This window comes from Luteipulveratus mongoliensis (assembly GCF_001190945.1).
GTDB lineage: Bacteria > Actinomycetota > Actinomycetes > Actinomycetales > Dermatophilaceae > Luteipulveratus > Luteipulveratus mongoliensis.
Window position 1 is genome coordinate 4,547,390 of sequence record NZ_CP011112.1, and the last position, 17,898, is coordinate 4,565,287.

At 68.0% G+C, this 17,898-nt stretch carries 19 protein-coding genes and 1 tRNA gene; 8 read left to right on the plus strand and 12 right to left on the minus strand.

Annotated features, from left to right (window positions below):
* Positions 1–34 precede the first annotated feature (34 nt).
* Positions 35–715 carry a TetR/AcrR family transcriptional regulator gene (locus tag VV02_RS21555; RefSeq protein WP_052594948.1) on the plus strand — a complete coding sequence of 227 codons (681 nt, stop codon included), beginning with the start codon at positions 35–37 and terminating at the stop codon, positions 713–715.
* 4 nt (positions 716–719) lie between these two features.
* Here VV02_RS21555 and VV02_RS21560 read toward each other — a convergent pair whose 3' ends face one another.
* On the minus strand, positions 720–3,353 hold the full coding sequence (locus VV02_RS21560) for a glycoside hydrolase family 31 protein (protein WP_218917452.1): 2,634 nt from the start codon (positions 3,351–3,353) through the stop codon (positions 720–722).
* Positions 3,354–3,509: 156 nt separating this feature from the next.
* Here VV02_RS21560 and VV02_RS21565 point away from each other — a divergent pair, with 156 nt between their 5' ends.
* Positions 3,510–5,429, plus strand: a complete 1,920-nt coding sequence (locus VV02_RS21565) for an acyl-CoA dehydrogenase family protein (protein WP_052594952.1) — start codon at positions 3,510–3,512, stop codon at positions 5,427–5,429.
* Here the strand turns inward: VV02_RS21565 and VV02_RS26535 are convergent.
* From VV02_RS26535 to VV02_RS21580, 4 genes are all read right to left on the minus strand, one after another.
* Positions 5,395–5,571 (minus strand): hypothetical protein, encoded by a 177-nt coding sequence (locus tag VV02_RS26535; protein ID WP_157063496.1) that lies wholly within the window; start codon positions 5,569–5,571, stop codon positions 5,395–5,397. The genes VV02_RS21565 and VV02_RS26535 overlap by 35 nt on opposite strands.
* Before the next feature lie 35 nt (positions 5,572–5,606).
* A complete protein-coding gene (locus VV02_RS21570) occupies positions 5,607–6,428 on the minus strand; it encodes a DUF4097 family beta strand repeat-containing protein (protein WP_052594954.1) in 822 nt (273 codons plus the stop codon).
* A gap of 81 nt (positions 6,429–6,509) precedes the next feature.
* Positions 6,510–7,031 carry a hypothetical protein gene (locus tag VV02_RS21575; protein WP_052594956.1) on the minus strand — a complete coding sequence of 174 codons (522 nt, stop codon included), beginning with the start codon at positions 7,029–7,031 and terminating at the stop codon, positions 6,510–6,512.
* Between the two features lie 49 nt (positions 7,032–7,080).
* On the minus strand, positions 7,081–8,520 hold the full coding sequence (locus VV02_RS21580) for an MFS transporter (RefSeq protein WP_245633159.1): 1,440 nt from the start codon (positions 8,518–8,520) through the stop codon (positions 7,081–7,083).
* Positions 8,521–8,585: 65 nt separating this feature from the next.
* Between VV02_RS21580 and VV02_RS21585 the strand changes: the two genes are divergently transcribed.
* Both VV02_RS21585 and VV02_RS21590 read left to right on the plus strand, forming a co-directional pair.
* On the plus strand, positions 8,586–9,449 hold the full coding sequence (locus VV02_RS21585; RefSeq protein ID WP_052594958.1) for an EamA family transporter: 864 nt from the start codon (positions 8,586–8,588) through the stop codon (positions 9,447–9,449).
* A gap of 85 nt (positions 9,450–9,534) precedes the next feature.
* Complete coding sequence (locus VV02_RS21590) at positions 9,535–9,972, plus strand: SPW repeat protein (protein WP_052594960.1); 438 nt, start codon at positions 9,535–9,537, stop codon at positions 9,970–9,972.
* A 54-nt stretch (positions 9,973–10,026) separates the two neighbouring features.
* On the opposite strand, the gene VV02_RS21595 is transcribed toward VV02_RS21590, so the two are convergent.
* A complete protein-coding gene (locus tag VV02_RS21595; protein ID WP_052594962.1) occupies positions 10,027–11,811 on the minus strand; it encodes a CocE/NonD family hydrolase in 1,785 nt (594 codons plus the stop codon).
* Positions 11,812–11,908: 97 nt separating this feature from the next.
* A tRNA-Tyr gene (locus VV02_RS21600) sits at positions 11,909–11,989 on the minus strand.
* 127 nt (positions 11,990–12,116) lie between these two features.
* On the opposite strand from VV02_RS21600, the gene VV02_RS21605 reads away from it, so the two are divergent.
* Positions 12,117–12,614, plus strand: a complete 498-nt coding sequence (locus tag VV02_RS21605) for a YajQ family cyclic di-GMP-binding protein (protein WP_052594964.1) — start codon at positions 12,117–12,119, stop codon at positions 12,612–12,614.
* 14 nt (positions 12,615–12,628) lie between these two features.
* On the opposite strand, the gene VV02_RS21610 is transcribed toward VV02_RS21605, so the two are convergent.
* The gene (locus VV02_RS21610; RefSeq protein WP_052594966.1) at positions 12,629–13,396 is read right to left on the minus strand and encodes a GAF and ANTAR domain-containing protein; all 768 of its coding nucleotides are present in this window, start codon (positions 13,394–13,396) and stop codon (positions 12,629–12,631) included.
* A 60-nt stretch (positions 13,397–13,456) separates the two neighbouring features.
* Positions 13,457–14,191, minus strand: a complete 735-nt coding sequence (locus VV02_RS21615; RefSeq protein ID WP_052594968.1) for a GAF and ANTAR domain-containing protein — start codon at positions 14,189–14,191, stop codon at positions 13,457–13,459.
* A gap of 382 nt (positions 14,192–14,573) precedes the next feature.
* Here VV02_RS21615 and VV02_RS21620 point away from each other — a divergent pair, with 382 nt between their 5' ends.
* Together VV02_RS21620 and VV02_RS21625 are read left to right on the plus strand one after the other, a co-directional pair.
* A complete protein-coding gene (locus VV02_RS21620; RefSeq protein ID WP_052594970.1) occupies positions 14,574–14,954 on the plus strand; it encodes a response regulator transcription factor in 381 nt (126 codons plus the stop codon).
* Positions 14,955–14,965: 11 nt separating this feature from the next.
* Positions 14,966–15,406 carry a nuclear transport factor 2 family protein gene (locus VV02_RS21625; RefSeq protein WP_052594972.1) on the plus strand — a complete coding sequence of 147 codons (441 nt, stop codon included), beginning with the start codon at positions 14,966–14,968 and terminating at the stop codon, positions 15,404–15,406.
* 6 nt (positions 15,407–15,412) lie between these two features.
* On the opposite strand, the gene VV02_RS21630 is transcribed toward VV02_RS21625, so the two are convergent.
* The gene (locus VV02_RS21630) at positions 15,413–15,997 is read right to left on the minus strand and encodes a helix-turn-helix domain-containing protein (protein ID WP_052594974.1); all 585 of its coding nucleotides are present in this window, start codon (positions 15,995–15,997) and stop codon (positions 15,413–15,415) included.
* A gap of 2 nt (positions 15,998–15,999) precedes the next feature.
* Positions 16,000–16,893, minus strand: a complete 894-nt coding sequence (locus VV02_RS21635) for a DsbA family oxidoreductase (RefSeq protein WP_245633160.1) — start codon at positions 16,891–16,893, stop codon at positions 16,000–16,002.
* Between VV02_RS21635 and VV02_RS21640 the strand changes: the two genes are divergently transcribed.
* A complete protein-coding gene (locus tag VV02_RS21640) occupies positions 16,868–17,179 on the plus strand; it encodes a VOC family protein (protein WP_052597385.1) in 312 nt (103 codons plus the stop codon). The two genes, VV02_RS21635 and VV02_RS21640, sit on opposite strands and share 26 nt — an antisense overlap.
* Here the strand turns inward: VV02_RS21640 and VV02_RS21645 are convergent.
* Complete coding sequence (locus tag VV02_RS21645; protein ID WP_083450342.1) at positions 17,176–17,796, minus strand: TetR/AcrR family transcriptional regulator; 621 nt, start codon at positions 17,794–17,796, stop codon at positions 17,176–17,178. The genes VV02_RS21640 and VV02_RS21645 overlap by 4 nt on opposite strands.
* Positions 17,797–17,898 lie beyond the last annotated feature (102 nt).

A 17,898-nucleotide genomic window follows, 5' to 3' on the forward strand; every position in this document is an offset into this window, starting at 1 on the left:
GCAGGTACGAGCCGTAGCGGGTACTGTCGCCCCTATGACTTCATCCCCACGGACCGGTGCGGCCCGGCCCGACGGCCGACACAGCCGTTGGGAGCAGCACCGTCTGGCCCGCCGACGTGAGCTTGTCGAGGCCGCGATCAAGGCGATCCGACACCACGGCGCGACCATCGGGATGGATGAGATCGCGGCCGAGGCCGGCACCAGCAAGACGGTGATCTACCGCCACCTGGGCGACCGGCTCGGGCTCTATCTCGCGGTGTGCGAGGCCGTCGACAGCCTGATTATCAAGGACTTCAGCAAGGCCCTCGAGTCGTCGGTCGACCGCGACTCCCTCGATGCCCTACGACGCGACCCGCGAGAGGCGCTGGTCGCCGTCATCGACAGCTATCTGAGCCTCGTCGAGCGCGATCCGGAGCTCTACCGGTTCGTCACCCGTCGCCCTCTGCTCGACGTGCCCGTTGAGCAGGACCCGGTCACGGGGCTGTCCGACACCATTGCCACGACGCTCGCCGCGCTGTTCGAGGGACCGGTGGCCGAGTCCGGGCACGACGCCACGGCCGCGCTGACGTGGGCGCACGGCTTGGTGGGGTTCGTCCGCGAGTCAGCCGACCGCTGGCTCGTCGACCCCGACCGGCTGCCTCGCGAAGCCGTCGTCCATCAGCTCGCCGACTTCGCGGCGTACGGCTTGACCGGCGTCCTGGCCAAGGACTCCTGAGCCCTCAGGTGATCCCGCCCGCCCCTGCGAGCACGACCGTGAACGCCTTGGCCGTCGACACCTTCGGTGTGCTCAGGCGTACGACCTTCTTGGCTGCGTCGTAGGTCCAGGCGCCCGCCGCCAGAGGCCTGCCGTCGACCACCACGACCTTCGGCTTGGCCCCCACGTGCACGGTCAGGCCGTAGGACCGGGAGACCGGCTTGCCGGCGTACGTGCCCGTGCTCGCGCCGACCTTGATGACCGTCGCACCGGCACCCTGACCGGCCGCGGTCACCTCGACCTGCTGGGTCGCCGACTTGCCGGCGGCGAACTGCCGCGTCACGCCGTCGTCCTCGTACACCGTGAAGGAGGAGCGCCCGCGGGCGTAGATGTCGTAGTCGAGCGTGGACGTGTCGCGGGTCTTGTACGACAGGGTGCCCTGCGGCCACATGGGTACGACCGCACCCGCCCGGACGAACATCGGCAGCGTGTCGAGCGGCGCCTTGTAGCCGTTGATCGTCGTCGGCCCCTGGAAGGTCTTGCCGCTCCAGTAGTCCACCCACGTGCCCTTCGGCAGGTAGATGCCGTCGCGGACCGAGGTGTCGGAGGAGACCGGCGCCACCAGGAAGTCCTGGCCCACCAGGAACTCCTGCTTGACCGCATCGGTCGCGGTGACCGGATCGTTCGGGTACTCCAGCGCCAGCGGCCGGATCGCGCCGACCCCGGTGCGCGCCGCCTGCGCCGACAGGCTGTACATGAACGGGATCAGCCGTTCCTTCAGCTGCAGGTACTTGCGGTTGATCGAGGTGTAGGGCTCACCGAAGACCCACGGCTGCTTGTCGATCGGCTTGCCGGCCGCGTCGCTGGCCCACCCGTCCATCGTCATGATGGTCGGCGTCATCGACTTCCACTGCAGGTCGCGGGTGTGCATCTTGGGGTCGCTGCCGAAGATCGCGCCGACGTCGCCGGTGTTGTACGCGATACCGGACATCGTCGAGCCGGCGTACGTCGGGATCTGCCAGCGCACGTAGTCCCAGCTCAGCTTCTGGTCGCCACTCCACAGCACGCCGCACCGCTGGATCCCGGCCCACGAGTTGGGCAACCAGACGAAGCCGCGCGCATCACTGTTGTCCTCGATCCCGGACTTGGCCTGCTGGCAGGCGTCCAGGGCGAAGTCGTAGCCGTTGCCGACCCAGGCCACGTCCAGCTTGCGGACCCGGACGCCGGCCTTGACCTCATCGGCTTGGTTGGGCAGCCCGTTCTGGGTCCACAGGCCGAGCTGCATGTTGGTCTTCAGCAGGCCCGTGCCCGTCTGCGGGAGGTTCTCGTAGCCGCAGCCGTAGCCGTCGTTGACGAGCATCCAGCCGTTCGGCATCTGGTGGGTGTTGAAGTTCTCGGCGACCTTGAGTGCGTCCAGGGTGTGCCGCTCGCCCCGGTTGGCGTTGTGCAGGTAGCAGTCGGAGTCACCGGACTCCAGACCGTAGATCGGTGGCATGAACGGCTTGCCGACCAGGGCGGTGTAGTCGCCGATCACCTTCTTGGCGTCGCCGATGAAGTAGTACGCGTCCAGCCGCTTCTCGCGAGCGCCGGTACGCACGGGGTCGCCGAAGTTGTAGAGGCCCGGGGCGAAGGTGTTGCGGAAGGCGCCGTAGCCCGCGGTCGAGAGGTAGAAGGGCTGGGAGTTGTTGTAGCCGCCCTCGTTCCAGTCGAAGCTGTTGGCGACGTTGATCTTCTTGTCGCGGTGGCTGAACGAACCGTTCTGCTCGCCGCCACCGAAGAACTGCTCGGTCGCGCCGCGCTTCAGGCTCTGCCGCAGCCCGCCCTGGGTCCAGCGCAGACCCTTGGACTCTTCCCAGATGACCGTCCGGTTGTCCGCCTTGTAGAGGCCAAAACGCAACGGGGACTTATAGATTCGCAGCACGGCTTGCTTGCTGGCGAGCGCGTAGTAGGTGCCGGCGTCCCAGCTGCGGGTGGCCTTCAACGGCTGCGGTGTCGTACGCACGATCTTGGTGCCCGTGGGTTCGGTGAACTTCCCGTCGGGCGCGAACTGCAGACGGAGCTGGTCCTGCGCGGTGAACGCAGCCTTCCCCTGGGCCGTCCCGGCGGCGAACGACGCGACACCGTCCTTGGCCGAGAAGTGTGTGAGGGCACCGACATCCGTGGGTTCCGGCAGGTAGGCGGTGCCGGTGTAGCTGACGTTCGTGACGGCGTACGGCACGACGACGATCTCGTAGGTGCCGTCCGCGTCGGGGATGACTGTCTGCTCGGGGTTGGCCGTGCCGGCCGACGAGGCGACCTGCTTGCCGCTGGCGTCCAGGATGAACATGTCGAAGTCGTTGTCGTTGCCGACCCAGCCGATCGAGACGGGTACGCCGCCCTCGGGGTTGTCCGCCCAGTAGCCGTCCGGCGCATCGACCGTCAGGAAGAAGTGGTCGCACACCTTGTTCTCGGGGTCGGCATCAGCCTTGGGGCAGTCCTTGAGACCGCCTTCGTTGCCCTTGGGATAGACCGGGCTCTCCCAGGTGACGGACGTGCTGCCGGACACCGACAACGTGCCTTTACCCGGTGTCGCAGCACGCGCCGAGACGGTGTTCAGCCCGAGCCCGAGCGTGACGAGCGCTGCGATCACCATGGCCAGCAGCAGACGAGGACGTGTCACGGCGAACTCCGATCGGCGAGCGGGTACAGCACGGTGGCCCGACATTACTGCGCTTGATCGGTACCTATGACCTTAAACGTCAAAGCAATCACTACTGATCATTAGCCACGGCCCCACCTCGTTGACCTCGCTGCGCCGGGCCGCGAGGCTGTCGCCATGACAGCTGTCAGCGATGAGATCCGGGTTGTACTCGACGGCGCTTGGGGAGACCTACGACAGCGCGTACGGCACGAGCTCAAGCCGGAGCAGATCCTCGGCGAGCCCGGGCAGAGCGTCGCCGAGCAGCGCGCACGGGTGACCCGACAGCTGCTCGCGCTGGCCGACGCCGGCTATGGCCGTATCGGCTTCCCGGCTCAGTACGGCGGCGAGCTCGACTACGGCGCCTCGTGCGTCGCGTTCGAGATGCAGGCGTACGGCGACCTCTCGTTGCTCGTCAAGCTCGGCGTGCAGTTCGGTCTGTTCGGCGGCGCCGTCACGCGACTCGGCACCGAGCGGCACCACTCGGCCTACCTCGCGGACATCATGAGCGGCAAGCTCCTCGGCTCCTTCGGCATGACCGAGGTCGGGCACGGGAGCAACGTGCAACGCCTCGAGACCACCGCGACGTACGACCCTGCCACCAGTGAGATCGTCATCCACACCCCGACGGCGTCGGCCGTCAAGACCTACATCGGCAACGCCGCCCAAGACGCCCAGATGGCAGTCGTTTTCGCGCAGTTGATCACCAACGAGGGCGGGCACGGTGTCCACGCGCTGCTCGTGCCCGTGCGCGATGAGGCGGGCAACGCGTTGCCCGGCGTCACCATCGGCGACAACGGCGTGAAGGCGGGGCTGCCCGGCGTCGACAACGGGACGTTCGCGTTCGACCAGGTGCGAGTGCCAAAAGCCAACCTGCTCAACGCCTTTGGCGACATCGACGACAGCGGCACGTACGTCTCCGACATCGACAACGAGAACCGCCGCTTCTTCACGATGCTCGGCACCCTCGTACGCGGTCGGGTATGTGTCGGCGGCGGGTCCGGCTCGTCCGCCAAGAAGGCTCTCGCCATCGCGATCCGCTACGGCGACCACCGCCGCCAGTTCGAGGCGCCGGGCGACGAGCAGGAGGTCGTCGTCCTGGACTACCTCGCCCACCAGCGCAAGCTGCTCCCCCGGCTGGCGAAGTCGTACGCCCTGTCCCTCGCCCAGAACATCGTGACCGAGCGCCTCGAGGAGCTGCACGGCGCCGGCGCGGCCGGTGGCGAGAAGGATCAGGAGGCCCAGCGCGAGCTCGAGACGCGCGTCGCCGGGCTGAAGGCCGTCACCACCTGGCATGCCCTGGAGACGATTCAGGTCTGCCGTGAAGCGTGTGGTGGAGCGGGTTACATGGCCGAGAACCAGCTGGGTCAGATGCGGGCCGACGTCGACGTCTTCACGACGTTCGAGGGCGACAACACGGTGCTGCTGCAGCTGGTCGCCAAGGGCCTGCTGACCGAGTACAAGGAGTTGTGGGGCGATCTCGACCCGGCCGCGATGGTTGGCATGGTCAGCAAGCAGATCGCCGAAGGTGCAGTGGAGCGGACGACGGGCCGCGCCCGCCTGCAGAAGATGCTCGACCTGGCCAAGGGTCGTGATGACGACTCTGCGCTGGACGACCGAGGCTGGCAGCTCTCGATGTTCGAGCAGCGGGCTGACCACACTCTTGAGACGGTGGCCAAGCGGCTACGAAAAGCCACCAAGGACAATGCTTTTCAGTTGTTCAACGGTGCGCAGGACCATGTGCTGCTCGCGGCCCGGACACACATCGACCGGATCGTCATGGAGGCCTTCGCCGAGGCCGTTGATGCCATGGAGGACGGGCCGGCCAAGGCCCTGATGGACCGGGTCTGCAGCCTGTACGCGCTGGCCTCCATCGAGGAGGACAAGGCGTGGTTCCTGGAGCACGGGCGGCTGACGACGACGCGCTCTCGCGCGGTGACCGCGCAGGTCAACCAGCTGTGCGCCGACCTGCGGCCACATGTGCTGACCCTGGTCGACGCGCTGGGCATCCCGGACGGTTTGATCACCGCGCCGATCGCGGCGTCCCCGGGTGCATGAGCCAGCCGATGATCAGCCGGGGCGAATGGGCTTCGTGCTGTTGACGACTCGGCTTGTCGACCTCGTCGTAGGTCGGCCGTAGGACCTTGGCGTTGCGCTCGGCACAGATCTGGGTGGCGAGCTGCTCCTGGAGGTGTGACATGACGTGTTCCTTTCACGTGGGTGATGCAGTGGGATTCAGAGCTGACGGAGGTGGATGTCACCGCTGACGGTGGTGACGCGGAGCTCGACGAAGGGCTCGCCCTCGGCGGGCTGTCCTGCGCTGGGCAAGTCGTTGTCGACATCGCCGCTGAGCGTGCTGACCTCGGTCCAGACGGGCGTGCCGCTCGGGATCGCGACCTCCACGTCGCCCGAGGCGGCCTTGACCTTCAGGGCGCCGGCGCGCAGGGCCTGGACATCCAGGTCGCCGCTGCCGGTCGTGAGCGAGGTGTCGGCGCCGGCTTCCTTGATCGTGGTGTCGCCGGACCCGGTCTTGAGCGAGGCAGCCTCGCCGACCGAGCCGAGCTCGATGTCACCCGAGCCGGTCGAGATGCTGCATGACGCGGCGACCCGGTCGACCTCGACGTCTCCGGAGCCGCTCTTGATGCGGAGGTCTCCGAGGACTTCCTTGAGCGTGACCTCGCCGGAACCGGTGTTCACGACGACATCACCGGTGAAGGTGCCGCCCTCGACCTGGCCGGACCCGGACTGGATCTGCGCCTGACCGAACCGCCCCTCGGCCGATATGTCGGCGGAGCCGGTCTTGGTGGCCAGGTCACTGCCGGTCGGCACCGTGACGGTGGCGGTGATGCTGTGGCTGCGACCGAAGACGCCGCGCTGCTTGGGGCCGACAATGCTGATGGTCCGGCCCTTCTGCGTCACCATGACGTCATCGGCGTCAGATCCTTCGATCCGGACCTGCGTGGTGGCCACCTCGTCGGCCGTGACGGCGATCTCGCCGCTGCCGATCTCGGCGAACAGCTCGACGGGCTCGGGTGTCTCGAACGTGTACTCCTGCATGACTTCCTGCTTCCTGGTCGAGGGTGTGTGGGATCGCGGGACGTCGGTCGACATCCCTGGTGAGTTGAATCAGATGTGGGTCTAGAGCCAGCCGCTCATCCGGCGATTGCCGCGACGTCCGGCGAAGGGGTCATTGCTGAACGGCTGTGAACCGGGTCCCTCGCCGCTCGTCGCGGCGCGGACGGTGCTCACCAGCCAGGTGTTGAGCGACTGTCCCGCCTGGGCAGCGAGCTCCTCGGCCCGCTTCTTGACCGGCTCAGGCAGCCGCAGTGTCACGCGGGCCAGGTTGGTGTCGTCGCCGTCCTCGGGAGCTGTCGGCGGCGCCGGCGGGAGCGGAGGAGTCGGCGGGGCGGGTACGGCCGCGGGCGCCTCGACGACGAAGTCCAGCTCGCGTCCGTTGAGTCGCACATCGACCGAGCCGGCCGGCATCTCGGAGGTGATCTCGGCCGCCGCCTGTGAGATGGCTTCCATCAGGGCGAGCCGGGCCGACGGGTCGAGCGCGATCAGCAGCCGCTCGGCGGTGGCTCGGCCGCTGGCCTCGCCGACCTCTGCAGCGTTCTGCAGGTCTCGGCGAAGGAGTTCGACGTAGGGCGTGATGTCCATGTGCACCACAATGACATCACTTTGACGTCACGTCAACACTTTGATGACATCACGTGGCGTCAGAGGTGGCTGCAGATGCTCCAGCGGCCACTTCTGGCCGGTTGCAGTGGCGCTGCAGACCGACCGCGGTGAGCAGTGCGCCGACGGCCACGAGACCGACGCACCACCACATCGAGGCCCGGAAGGCATCAGCCACTGCCGCCGGCTGCTCGTACTCCCGACCGGACAGCCCCACCACCAAGGGCAGGCCGGCAATCGCGATCAGGCCGGCGGTGCGAGAGACGGCGTTGTTGATGCCGCTGGCGATCCCGGAGCGCTCCTCGGGAGCCGCGGCCAGCACCGTGCCGGTGAGCGGGGCGACCAGCATGGAGAGTCCGAAGCCCATCAGCGTGATGCCCGGCAGGATCTGGGTGACGTACGACGGCCGGTCCGGCGCCATCGCGAGGAGTGCGAGTCCGAGCCCGAGGACGAGCGAGCCCGACAGCATCGGCAACCGGGCGCCGTACCGCGTCGCGACACCACCGAAGCGGGAGGCGAGGAACAGCATGACGACACTCACCGGCACGGTGGCCGCACCGGCCGCGAGCGGCGACCACCCGGCGCTGACCTGGAGATAGACCGCGAGCAGGAAAAAGCTGCCCGACAGCGCCGCGTAGACCGCCAGCGTGACCAGGTTGATGACGCTGAACGTGCGGTTGGCGAAGAGGCCGAGCGGCACCATCGGCGCGTGCTCACGCCGCTCCGCGACGACGAACGCCACGGCCGCGAGCACGCCGATGACCAGGCTCAGCAACGTCGTACCGGACAGCCCGGTGTCGGGCCAGGCGGTCAGCGCCCAGGTAATGCCGGCGAGCGCGAGGGGTGCGAGCAGCAGGGCAGGTATGTCGACGTGGTGCTCGGCGTGCGGGTCGAGGGTCTCGGGCGCGTACCGCAGCAGGAACAGGATCGCGACGGCGATCGGGACGTTGATCCAGAACGCGAGCCGCCAGTCGATGCCGACGAGCCAGCCGCCGAGCACCGGGCCGCCGGCCGTCGCGATGCCGAGCATGCCGGTCCAGGCGCCGATGGCTCGCATGCGGTCGTCCGGGTGAAAGCTGGCCTGCAGCATCGCCAGGCTGCCGGGCGTCAGCAGGGCGGCGGCGACCCCTTGCAGCAGCCGTGCACCGACCAGGATCTCGATGGTCGGGCTCACCGCGCACAGCACGGATGCAACCGCGAATCCCGCTATGCCCCAGCCATATACGCGTTTGCGACCCAGTCGGTCACCGAGTGAGCCACCGACCAGGATCAGCGCGGCGAGCGTCAGCGTGTAGCCGTTGACGACCCACTGCAGACCGGCGAGATCGGTGTCCAGGTCGCGGCCGATACGCGGCAGCGCGACGTTGACGATCGTGCCGTCCAGGAACGCCATCCCCGACCCGAGAATGGTCGTCAGCAGCAGGAGGCGACCCTGCCGCTCGTTCATCCGCAGTCCCGCTGAGACCTCCACGTTGCTCACCCTGCCGTAACGGGGCCTGCGGCGGGAGCATTCCGCGCCTTGGTTGGATAGGACCAGTGAGTGGCCATGCGTTGATCCTCGTTCTTGTCGCCGCGCTGTGCCATGCCCTGTGGAACATCGCCGCCAAGTACGTCGACGGCGACCGCTTCGTCTTCGTGTGGTCGTACGAGTTCTTGTCCACCGTGCTCTGGCTGCCGGTCGGCCTTGTCGTCCTGGCGCGTGAGGGCTGGCCGATGTCCTGGGGACTCCTGGTCGGACCGCTGGTCTCGGCCGTGCTGCACATTGCCTACAGCCTCACGCTGCAGACGGGGTACGACCGCGCGGCGCTCGGTGTCGTCTATCCCGTCGCCCGCGGCACCGGTCCGCTGCTGAGCATGATCGTCGGCATCTTGGTGCTGCAGGAACGACCCGGTTGGCACGCGGTCATCGGCGGCCTGGTCGTCATCGCCGGAGTGGCGGTCGTAGCCACTCACCGCGTCGCCGACAGCCGCGGGCTGTCGCGAGAGGGGCTGGCGTACGGCGCGGCTACTGGTTTCTGGATCGCCGGCTACACCCTCTGGGACAGTCACGCCGTCGGCGAGCTCTCACTGAACCCGTTGCCGTACTTCGCCCTCACCGTGATGTGGCAGGCCGTGCTGCTCGCTCCCGCTCTGGTCACCAGACGCGCCGCGTTCCGATCGACCGTACGACGGTCGTGGCGGCCGAGCCTGGCCATCGCCGTGCTCTCGCCGGTCGCGTACATCCTCGTGCTGGAGGTCATGCAGACCACCCCGGTCTCCCTGGTTGCACCTGCGCGGGAGTCGAGCATCATCGTCGGTTCGCTGCTCGCGTGGTGGTTGTTCCGCGAGCCCGGACCGGTGCGCAAGGTGGCCGGCTCGATCGTGGTGATCGCAGGGATCACGCTGATCGCGTGGACCTGACGCTGGGCCTGTTCTTCCGGTCAACCGGGGCGCATGATGGAAGCAGACGGGATCGCACTTCTGAGCACGATGAGAGGTGGATGCCATGGCCGCTTCGGCACACGACATCGACAAGCACCCTGACGTTCTTGAGATGCGTCATCGGTACGACGAGATCTCCGAGAAGCCCATCGCACAGTGGGCCGACGGAGTGATGTTCCTGGCCGGGATCTTCCTGGCCATGTCTCCCTGGGTGATCGGTTTCTCCGGTCAGGCCAGCATGACCGCCAGCTGTCTGATCACCGGGCTCGCTGTCGCCCTCCTGGGTGTCGGCTTCTCGGTCGCCTACGGACACTTCCACGGACTCGCGTGGGTGACCGGGGTGCTCGGGCTGTGGGCGATCGTCTCCCCCTGGGCCGTGGACGGCCCGACACCGGACAACAAGGCGATCGTGTGGACCGTGATCGCCGGTGCGTTGTGCGTGCTGTGCACGCTGGCGCTGATGTCGACCAGCATGGAGCGGCTGCGCATGGGGCGCCGCTGACCCTCACCGGCCGCGGTGGCGTACGCGATCCCGCGCCACTGCGGCCGTGTCATGTCAGGGCCGCAGCGTGAACGTGCCCGGGCCGGGTGTCACCGGCGACGTGGAGGCGTACGAGTCGAGGTACTCATCGAGGTACGGCGCTCGGTCGCCCTGCGTCGCGACATCCGTAGTCGGGTTCTGCAGCGGAAGGGTGAGGCGCGCGGTCCACACCTTCACCGCGGCCTTGCTCGAGCTCGGCTCCCAGTAGCCGTCAGCATGATTGGTGCCGACCCGGACGGCCAGCCGGTGTCCGGGCTGCAGGGTCCAGTCCATCCCTCGCAGGTTGAGGTGCGTGACTCCCACGGCCGGCACGACCGTGATCATGTCGTTCAGCTGCACCGCCGACCCGTCCGCGGCGACGTCCCACAGCTCGGCGACCAGGTTGCCTCGACCCTTGGTGATGAGATCGACCGAGGGCGTACCGGTGAGGCGGACCTTCGCCGTCACGGGCGTCGAGTACGTCGTCAGCGAGCCCGCTGCCGTCTTCGCGAACGAGCGCACCGAGGGCCGCGGCGCGACGCTGCCCAGGTGCTCCATGTCGTACTGACCGGACGCCTGAGCTCGCTTCTCCGGGTTGAACCCACCAGCGGCGCCGGTGTCGACGTACGTGCCCGTGGCGAGCCCGACATTTGTGTGCCGGCTCGTCAGCGGCCAGGTCTTCTGGCCGCGCCAGGTGCCACTGTTGTCCTGCACGGCGAAGGTCGGGTCCTTGACTGTGGGCTTGTCGCCCTTGAGGTAGCGGTCGTAGAACCGCATGACCTCGTCGAACCATCCGGCCCGGCCCATCAGCAGGGTGCCGTCGACGGCGTCGTTGCCGCGGACGTGCGGCCACGGACCGACCCAACCGCGTTGCGGCCCATGGTGATTCGCGAGGAACTGCTGTACGTCCTCGGCCTTGGTGTTGTCCTCGATGGTGCCCTGGGTGACGAAGAGGGGCGTGTGGGAACCGGTCACCTTGGCCGCCAGGTCACGGGCGCGCCAGTACGACGACCGCGGGCTGGGGTTCTGGGTGTCCGTGAGGTTGTCCTTCAGACACTTCGGGTTCTGGGTCTCGTAGTCGGCGGCCTTCTTGTACTGCGCGCTGTCGTCCGACATGCCCGAGATGGTCGCGATCTCGTTGTAGGCCTCGGGCGTGCCGAGGTGGTTGAACCGCGGGACGCCGTTGTTGAAGAGGTAGTTGTACATGTCCCAGACCGGCTCCTGGGCAACCACTGCATCCGGCCCACGCTTCTTGAGCGTCGCACCGACCAGCCCGGTGGAGGCGTCGTACGACTTGCCGTACATGCCGACCTTGCCGGTCGACCAGGGCTGAGTACGCGCCCACGTCACTGCCGCTGCGACGTCGGCCTGCTCGCCCGGACCGACCCAGTCGAGGCAACCCGTGGATCCGCCGAAGCCGCGCAGATCCACCATGACGACGGTGTAGCCGCGCGCCATGAGCTTCGCGCCGTCGACGAAGTCGTTGAACCGTTCGGACGGCCCGGTGTGGGTGAAGCCGTCGTCGCCGGTCTGTCCACGGTGGCTGAAGTAGGGCCCCGCCGACAGGATGACCGGCGTACGGGTCCCGGCGGGCAGGTTGGCCGGGCGAAGCACGTCGGCGTGCAGGGTGACCCCGCCGCTGGAGGGGAAGTAGGACTCCGTCCATGCAGCGCCCTCGGGCACGCGGTCGTTCTGGTCGTGCGTGGTGCCGCCCGCCTTCACGGTGGTCGGCTCCGTGGCATGGGATGGCGGCGCGGGCGCGGCGAGACTGACCGCCGCGGCGGCGACAGCGCCGACAGCAAGAAGGGAACGTCCGGTCATGGTCGGGACGTTAGCCGACAGAACCAGCACGGTGCCCTTCTACGAGGAGCGGGCATGAGTGAGGGCCCCGAGACGATGTCTCGGGGCCCTCGGCACGTGCCAGGTGAAGGATTCGAACCTTCGTAGCTTTCGCGATGGATTTACAGTCCACTCCCATTGGCCGCTCGGGCAACCTGGCGCGAGTGCATGAGGAGGATAGCAACGAGAACCGGTGCGCTCCAATCCGAGTCGCGCGCGCCCGTCGTACCGGCGGCCCGGCATACTCGGACGTCGGACCGCACCACACGCAACCCGCAGGAGAAGCCATGGCCGACTCATCGTTCGACGTCGTCAGCAAGACGGACAAGCAAGAGGTCAGCAACGCGCTGAACCAGGCGGCCAAGGAGATCTCGACCCGCTTCGACTTCCGCGGCGTGGGTGCGTCGCTGGAGTGGTCCGGCGAGAAGATCCTGATGAAGGCCAATGCGCCTGAGCGGGTGCTCGCCGTGCTGGACGTCTTCCAGACCAAGCTGGTCAAGCGGGGCGTCTCGCTGAAGTCACTCGAGTACTCCGACGACGGCGAGCCACAGCTGTCCGGCAAGGAGTACCGCCTGGAGGCCACGCTGAAGGACGGCATCGCTCAGGAGGACGCCAAGAAGATCTCCAAGCTGATCCGCGACGAGGGGCCCAAGTCGGTCAAGGCGCGCATCGAGGGCGACGAGCTGCGAGTGAGCTCCAAGTCACGCGATGACCTGCAGGCCGTCCAGGCGCTGCTCAAAGGTGCGGACCTCGACGTGGCGCTCCAGTTCACCAACCGCCGCTAGAGCGGGAGCTCGTCTCAGGGCGTACGGCCGCGATACGGGCGGTGGGCCAGGACCGTGCTGACCCTCAGGTCACTGGTGGTCAGGCGGGCGGCCACCTCGGAGAGCCGCAGCTGGTGGTAGCGGCTGTAGGTGCGCAGCACGGTGAAGGCCTGGTCCATCGGCAGGTGGCCCGCATGGGCGATCATGCCCTTGGCCTGCTCGATCGTGACGCGGTTGTTGAGCGCGGTCTGCAGCTGCTCGGTGAGGACCTCGTGGTTGCGGACGGTGCGTTCGTGCAGGATCCCGATCGTGGCGGTGTGCGCCAGTGACTGGGCGACTTTGAGATCGGGTGCGGGCAGTACGCCCGGCTGCTCGCCGAACATGTTGAGCGCGCCGATGACCTCATGGCGCAGTCGCATGGGTATGGCGTGGACCGACGCAAAACCGGCTTGAGTCGCTTGGGGCGCGAAGAGCGGCCATCGCTCCGTCTGCGCGGTCAGGTCATCGACCAGGACCGGCTCTCCGGTGTGGAACGCGTCCAGGCAGGGACCCTGGTCGGCCTGCAGCTCGATGAGCTCCAGGACCCGGACGTGCTCCGACGAAGCGGCCACGACCTGAATACCGCCCCGCTGGTCCGCCAGCATCAGACCTGCAGCAGCCAACCCGAGCAGGTCGACGCAGCGTTCGACCAGGCGATGCAACAGCTCGACCATGTCGTAGTCGTCGACGAGGGTGTCTGCGAGATCGGCGAACGCATCGATGAGGGCGGACTCACGCGTGGACGCCGAGGAAGAGTCATCCATCGGTAGACCTCTCTCTGGACGTGTGTTCAGGATATCGAGGCAGGGTGTTCGGTCGGCTCGTCATCGGGCGAGCTCCCGAGGATAGAGGCGCCGTTCGACCAGGTCGGCGGCGACCTGGTCCACCAAACGGCCGGTGGCGAAGGCATGGCCACGAAGGCGCGCCAGCGCCTGGTCGGCCGGGATCGCGAACTCGGCCATCACCATCCCCGTCGCCTGGTGGACTCGCGTCCGCGCCTGCGGCAGGGACCACCAGTCGTCAGGCCCGTACCCGTCCTGTCCGTCGGGCGGCCCGATGAGCAGCGCCGTCGCCAGGTCCACGATCTGGAGGGCCATCCTCAGCTGGTCAGGGGTGAGCCCACCGGAGGTCGTGCGATAGAGAGTCAGCGTGCCCGTACGCAGCTGGCCGTACTGCAGAGGGAAGGCGAAGATCGCCGAGATGGGTTCATCCGCCAGCTGAGCTGCCAGGAAGGGCCAGTTCACCGCGGGGTGCGCGGCCAGGTCCGGTATCAGCACCGGCCTCCCGGTGCTGTAGGCCTGATGGCCCGGCCCCTCGCCCAGGGTGAACTCGGTGTGCTCGATGTGGGCGATCGTGGCGTCGCTGGCGCAGAGCGTGTCGCGAGCGCCGGTCGGGGTGGAGACGGAGATCGCAGCGCCGCTCACCTGCAGCAGCGAAGGACAACCGCCACAGAGCACGGCCAGCGGTGCCTCTGCGGCCGCGGAGCCGGCGATCGCGGCCGCTTTCACTGCATCGCGCAGCGCGATCATCGTCTGGATCGGTGCCTCGCTGTCGACCATGCGCGGACACCCCTACCTGTGAAGGCCTTCAGCATAGGCCCGGGCAGCCGGGGTCAAACCGGTGAATCGACCCCGGAACACCGACTGTGTATGGAGGACTTCCGCCCGTCACAGTGAGGTGCTATAAAAAGTTGATCGTGTCCAGAACACGGCACCTGCACGGGCCGGTCAGAGACCGGTGAGACACGCCGCCCCTGACCCTGGCCGCACACATTTTGCGCTCTCCGGGAAGGGACTCATGGCACACCTGCAGGCCCCCTCTTCCACGCCCTGGCCAGCTGCCGATGGCCACAGCCGAGCCACGAGCCGCTGACGCGGAGGTTCACTCTTGTCCAGGGGGACAAGAGAGGACCTCCGTGCCAGCCCTCAAGAAGGGACAGCGATGAGCGAGCCGTCCCGGATCCTCCTGGTCGATGACGACCTGACGATCGCCGAGCCACTGTCTCGGGCGTTGCGACGTGAGGGATTCACGGTCGACGCGGCGGGCACCGGCGCCGAGGCGCTGGAGGCGCTCGGCTCTCGACCTCACCTCGTGATCCTGGATCTCGGGCTGCCGGACATGGATGGCCTGGACATCTGCCGACAGCTGCGCCGGGGCGGACATCACATGCCGGTGCTGATCCTGTCCGCCCGGTCTGCGGCCATGGACATCATTGTCGGACTGGATGCCGGGGCCGACGAGTACGTGACCAAGCCGTTCCGGTTCTCCGAGCTCATGGCGCGGGTCCACGGGCTGCTGCACCGACCATCTGCCGCTGGTTAGGGTCCTGTGGCATGACGCCACGACCAGCAGCCGACGTCGCTCAGATCGAGCAGATCGTCGACACCTTCTTCGCCGCCTTCGTCAGCGGCCCGGAGTCCACCGCCCGGCTCGATGCCCTGCGCAGCCTCTTCATCCCCGAGGCCGTGATCGTGGCGACCTGTGGTCAGCCGCCCAGGGTCTACGACGTCGACGGGTTCATCGCGCCGCGAGCCGAGCTGCTCACCAGTGGTGCACTCGAGGACTTCACGGAGTGGAAGGAAGCCGGGCGTACTGACGTCTTCGGTGACATCGCGCACTGGTTCGGCAGCTACGGCAAGGCAGGTACGCACAACGGGGCTGACGCCGGCGGGCGGGGAATGAAGTCGATGCAGCTGATCCGGACACCCGAGGGGTGGCGAATCAGCGCGGCCGCCTGGGACGACGAGCGAGAGGGCCTGACGATCGAGGACTGAGGTCGCTCAGCTCTTCGCCTTGGGGCGGGCGCGCAGGTGCGCGCGCTCTCCCTGCCGCCCGAACAGGCTGAGCAGCTCCGCCGAGCGGCCGTCGGCCGGGCTGAACCAGTGCGGCACCCGGGTGTCGAACTCGGCGGCCTCGCCCGGCTCGAGCACCAGGTCGTGCTCGCCGAGGACGAGACGCAGCCGGCCGTTGAGGACGTACAGCCACTCGTAACCCTCGTGCGTCTGCGGGTCCGGCTCCTGCCGCGCGCCCGCCGGGATGATGAGCTTGTACGCCTGGATCCCGCCTGCGCGTCGGGTGAGCGGCAGCATGGTCATGCCGTTGGCAGAGACCGGCTGAAGGTGCACCCGAGGGTCGCCGGTCGGCGGTGCACCGACGAGCTCATCGAGGGTGACTCCGTGCGCGCGAGCCAGCGGCAGCAACAGCTCCAATGTTGGTCTGCGAGAACCGGATTCGAGCCTTGAGAGAGTGCTGACCGAGATCCCGGTCTCCGTGGAGAGGTCGGCCAGCGTGGTCTCGCGCTGCTTGCGGAGCGCGCGCAGGCGGGGTCCCGCGGCAGCGAGTGCTGCGTCGAGATCGTCGTCCATGGTCAGCCGGCGTCTCGGCCGCAGACGTCGGCGCTGCCGCCTCCGCCGCCGCAGCCGCCACCACCGCAGGCACAGCCCGACTCACGTGGGGTCGGCGCGGTGCCGCGGTCGTCGTACGCCTGCTGCAGGCCGGCGAGGAACGTCTCGACGGGCTGCGCACCGGAGACGAGGTACTTGCGGTCGAGCACGAACGCCGGCACGGCCTGGATGCCGATCTGCCGCGCGGTCGCCTCGTCGGTGCGGACGTCGATGCCGAAGTCATCCGAGTCGAGCATCGCGAGGACCTTGTCGCGGTCGAGGCCGCCGTCTGCTGCGAGGTCGGCCAGCGTCTCGCGGTCACCGATGGCCCTGCCCTCGGAGTACCAGCCACGCATGATCCGCTCGGTCACCGGCCGCTCGAGGTCGAGGCTGCGCGCGTAGTGGATGACGCGGTGCGCGTCGTGCGAGCTGCCGCCGCGCAGTCGCTCCCACTGGAAGTCCAGGCCGACCTCGGCCGCCTGCTCGGCCATCGTGCGGTGCTGCGCCCTGATCTCGTCGAGACCGACGCCGTACTTGCGTCCCACGACTTCGATCACCGGCTCGTCGAGGACGGCCGGCGCCTGCGGGTCGAGCTCGTAGCTGTGCCACGTCACCTCGACCTCGTCGGCGTGCTCGAACTGCTCGAGCGCGAGCTCCAGGTGGCGTCGCCCCACGTGGCAGAACGGGCAGACGAGGTCGCTCCAGGCGTCGATGATCACCGAACCACGATAAGCGTCGGCGCCGGCATCGTTGAAAAGCGCTTGCTGCGCCGCGGCTGCCGCTGCGAGTCTGCGCTGCGTGAGCCGGTCCTCGATCTTGAACGTGACGTTCGACTGCGCGGACTCCGCGTCGATGGCGCGCTTCTGGAGCGCGGTCACGGGTTGGCCGTGCGCCAAGGTGGAGATGCCGGGTAACCCGTTCTGGGTGGTCGCTCCCGACGATGACGCTCCACCGCACCTCGTCTTCGTCGAGGTGCCGGAGTCCAAGCGCAGCAAGAACCGGGTCCACTTCGATCTGCTGCCGGACGGCGCGTCTCAGGATCAGGAAGTTGCCCGGTTCGAGTCGTTGGGCGCCCGCATCGTCGACGACCGCCGGCAAGCCGACCCTGGCGGGTGGGTTGTCATGGCCGATCCCGAAGGCAACGAGTTCTGCCTCGAGGGCTAGCCCGCACCGACCATGCGGAGGGCGGTCTGGGCCTGATGGTCGGCGATCTGCTCGGGTGTCCACGAGCCGGTGTCGTCGTACCAGCGGGCGACATCGACGCCCATGCCAGCGATCGAACGGCCGGCGAGAGCCACGTCGTCGCAGCTGAACTCCCCCGCCGCAATGCCGGCTCGCAGCACGCCGAGCACGACCTCGGAGATCTCGGTCGCCAGCGCGTCGGTCTGGGCACGGTGCTCCGGGGTGAGCGCGGCCGCTTCGTAATAGACGATCCGGGCCGATGTGTGGTGCGCGGCGTGTCGCTGCGCGAACGTCCAGACCAGTGCGCGCAGCTGGTCGGTCGGCGTCTCGTGCTCATCGACAGCCGCGCGGATCGAGTCGAGGATCGCGCGGTGACCGTGCTCGGAGATCTGGAAGAGCAGCGACTCCTTGGTCGGGTGATGGACGTAGACCGCGGCAGGGCTCATACCTGCGGCGGACGCGATGTCTCGCGTCGTCGTACCGTGAAAACCCTTTTCGGCAAAGGCGTTTCGGGCTGCCTCGACCAGTCCGGCACCGGCCGCCCGAGGCTCACCAGAGGGCGTACGACGACCAGCACCTGTCCGTGCGACCTGCGCCACGACGACCCTCCGACACCTTGATGAACCGCGGCCGCCGCATGACGACCATCGGGCAATTCTGCACTGCTCGTTGACGAGGGTGCCCTGGTGAGGGACGCTAAG

Bases quoted from the DNA above. Each gene is read 5' to 3' on its own strand.
- VV02_RS21565 (WP_052594952.1), top strand. From the start codon at position 3,510: ATGACAGCTGTCAGCGATGAGATCCGGGTTGTACTCGACGGCGCTTGG.
- VV02_RS21605 (WP_052594964.1), top strand. From the start codon at position 12,117: ATGGCCGACTCATCGTTCGACGTCGTCAGCAAGACGGACAAGCAAGAG.
- VV02_RS21595 (WP_052594962.1), bottom strand. From the start codon at position 11,811: ATGACCGGACGTTCCCTTCTTGCTGTCGGCGCTGTCGCCGCCGCGGCG.
- VV02_RS26535 (WP_157063496.1), bottom strand. From the start codon at position 5,571: ATGTCACACCTCCAGGAGCAGCTCGCCACCCAGATCTGTGCCGAGCGC.
- VV02_RS21575 (WP_052594956.1), bottom strand. From the start codon at position 7,031: ATGGACATCACGCCCTACGTCGAACTCCTTCGCCGAGACCTGCAGAAC.
- VV02_RS21615 (WP_052594968.1), bottom strand. From the start codon at position 14,191: ATGGTCGACAGCGAGGCACCGATCCAGACGATGATCGCGCTGCGCGAT.
- VV02_RS21625 (WP_052594972.1), top strand. From the start codon at position 14,966: ATGACGCCACGACCAGCAGCCGACGTCGCTCAGATCGAGCAGATCGTC.
- VV02_RS21570 (WP_052594954.1), bottom strand. From the start codon at position 6,428: ATGCAGGAGTACACGTTCGAGACACCCGAGCCCGTCGAGCTGTTCGCC.
- VV02_RS21640 (WP_052597385.1), top strand. From the start codon at position 16,868: ATGGCGCGCTTCTGGAGCGCGGTCACGGGTTGGCCGTGCGCCAAGGTG.
- VV02_RS21610 (WP_052594966.1), bottom strand. From the start codon at position 13,396: ATGGATGACTCTTCCTCGGCGTCCACGCGTGAGTCCGCCCTCATCGAT.
- VV02_RS21555 (WP_052594948.1), top strand. From the start codon at position 35: ATGACTTCATCCCCACGGACCGGTGCGGCCCGGCCCGACGGCCGACAC.
- VV02_RS21590 (WP_052594960.1), top strand. From the start codon at position 9,535: ATGGCCGCTTCGGCACACGACATCGACAAGCACCCTGACGTTCTTGAG.
- VV02_RS21630 (WP_052594974.1), bottom strand. From the start codon at position 15,997: ATGGACGACGATCTCGACGCAGCACTCGCTGCCGCGGGACCCCGCCTG.
- VV02_RS21620 (WP_052594970.1), top strand. From the start codon at position 14,574: ATGAGCGAGCCGTCCCGGATCCTCCTGGTCGATGACGACCTGACGATC.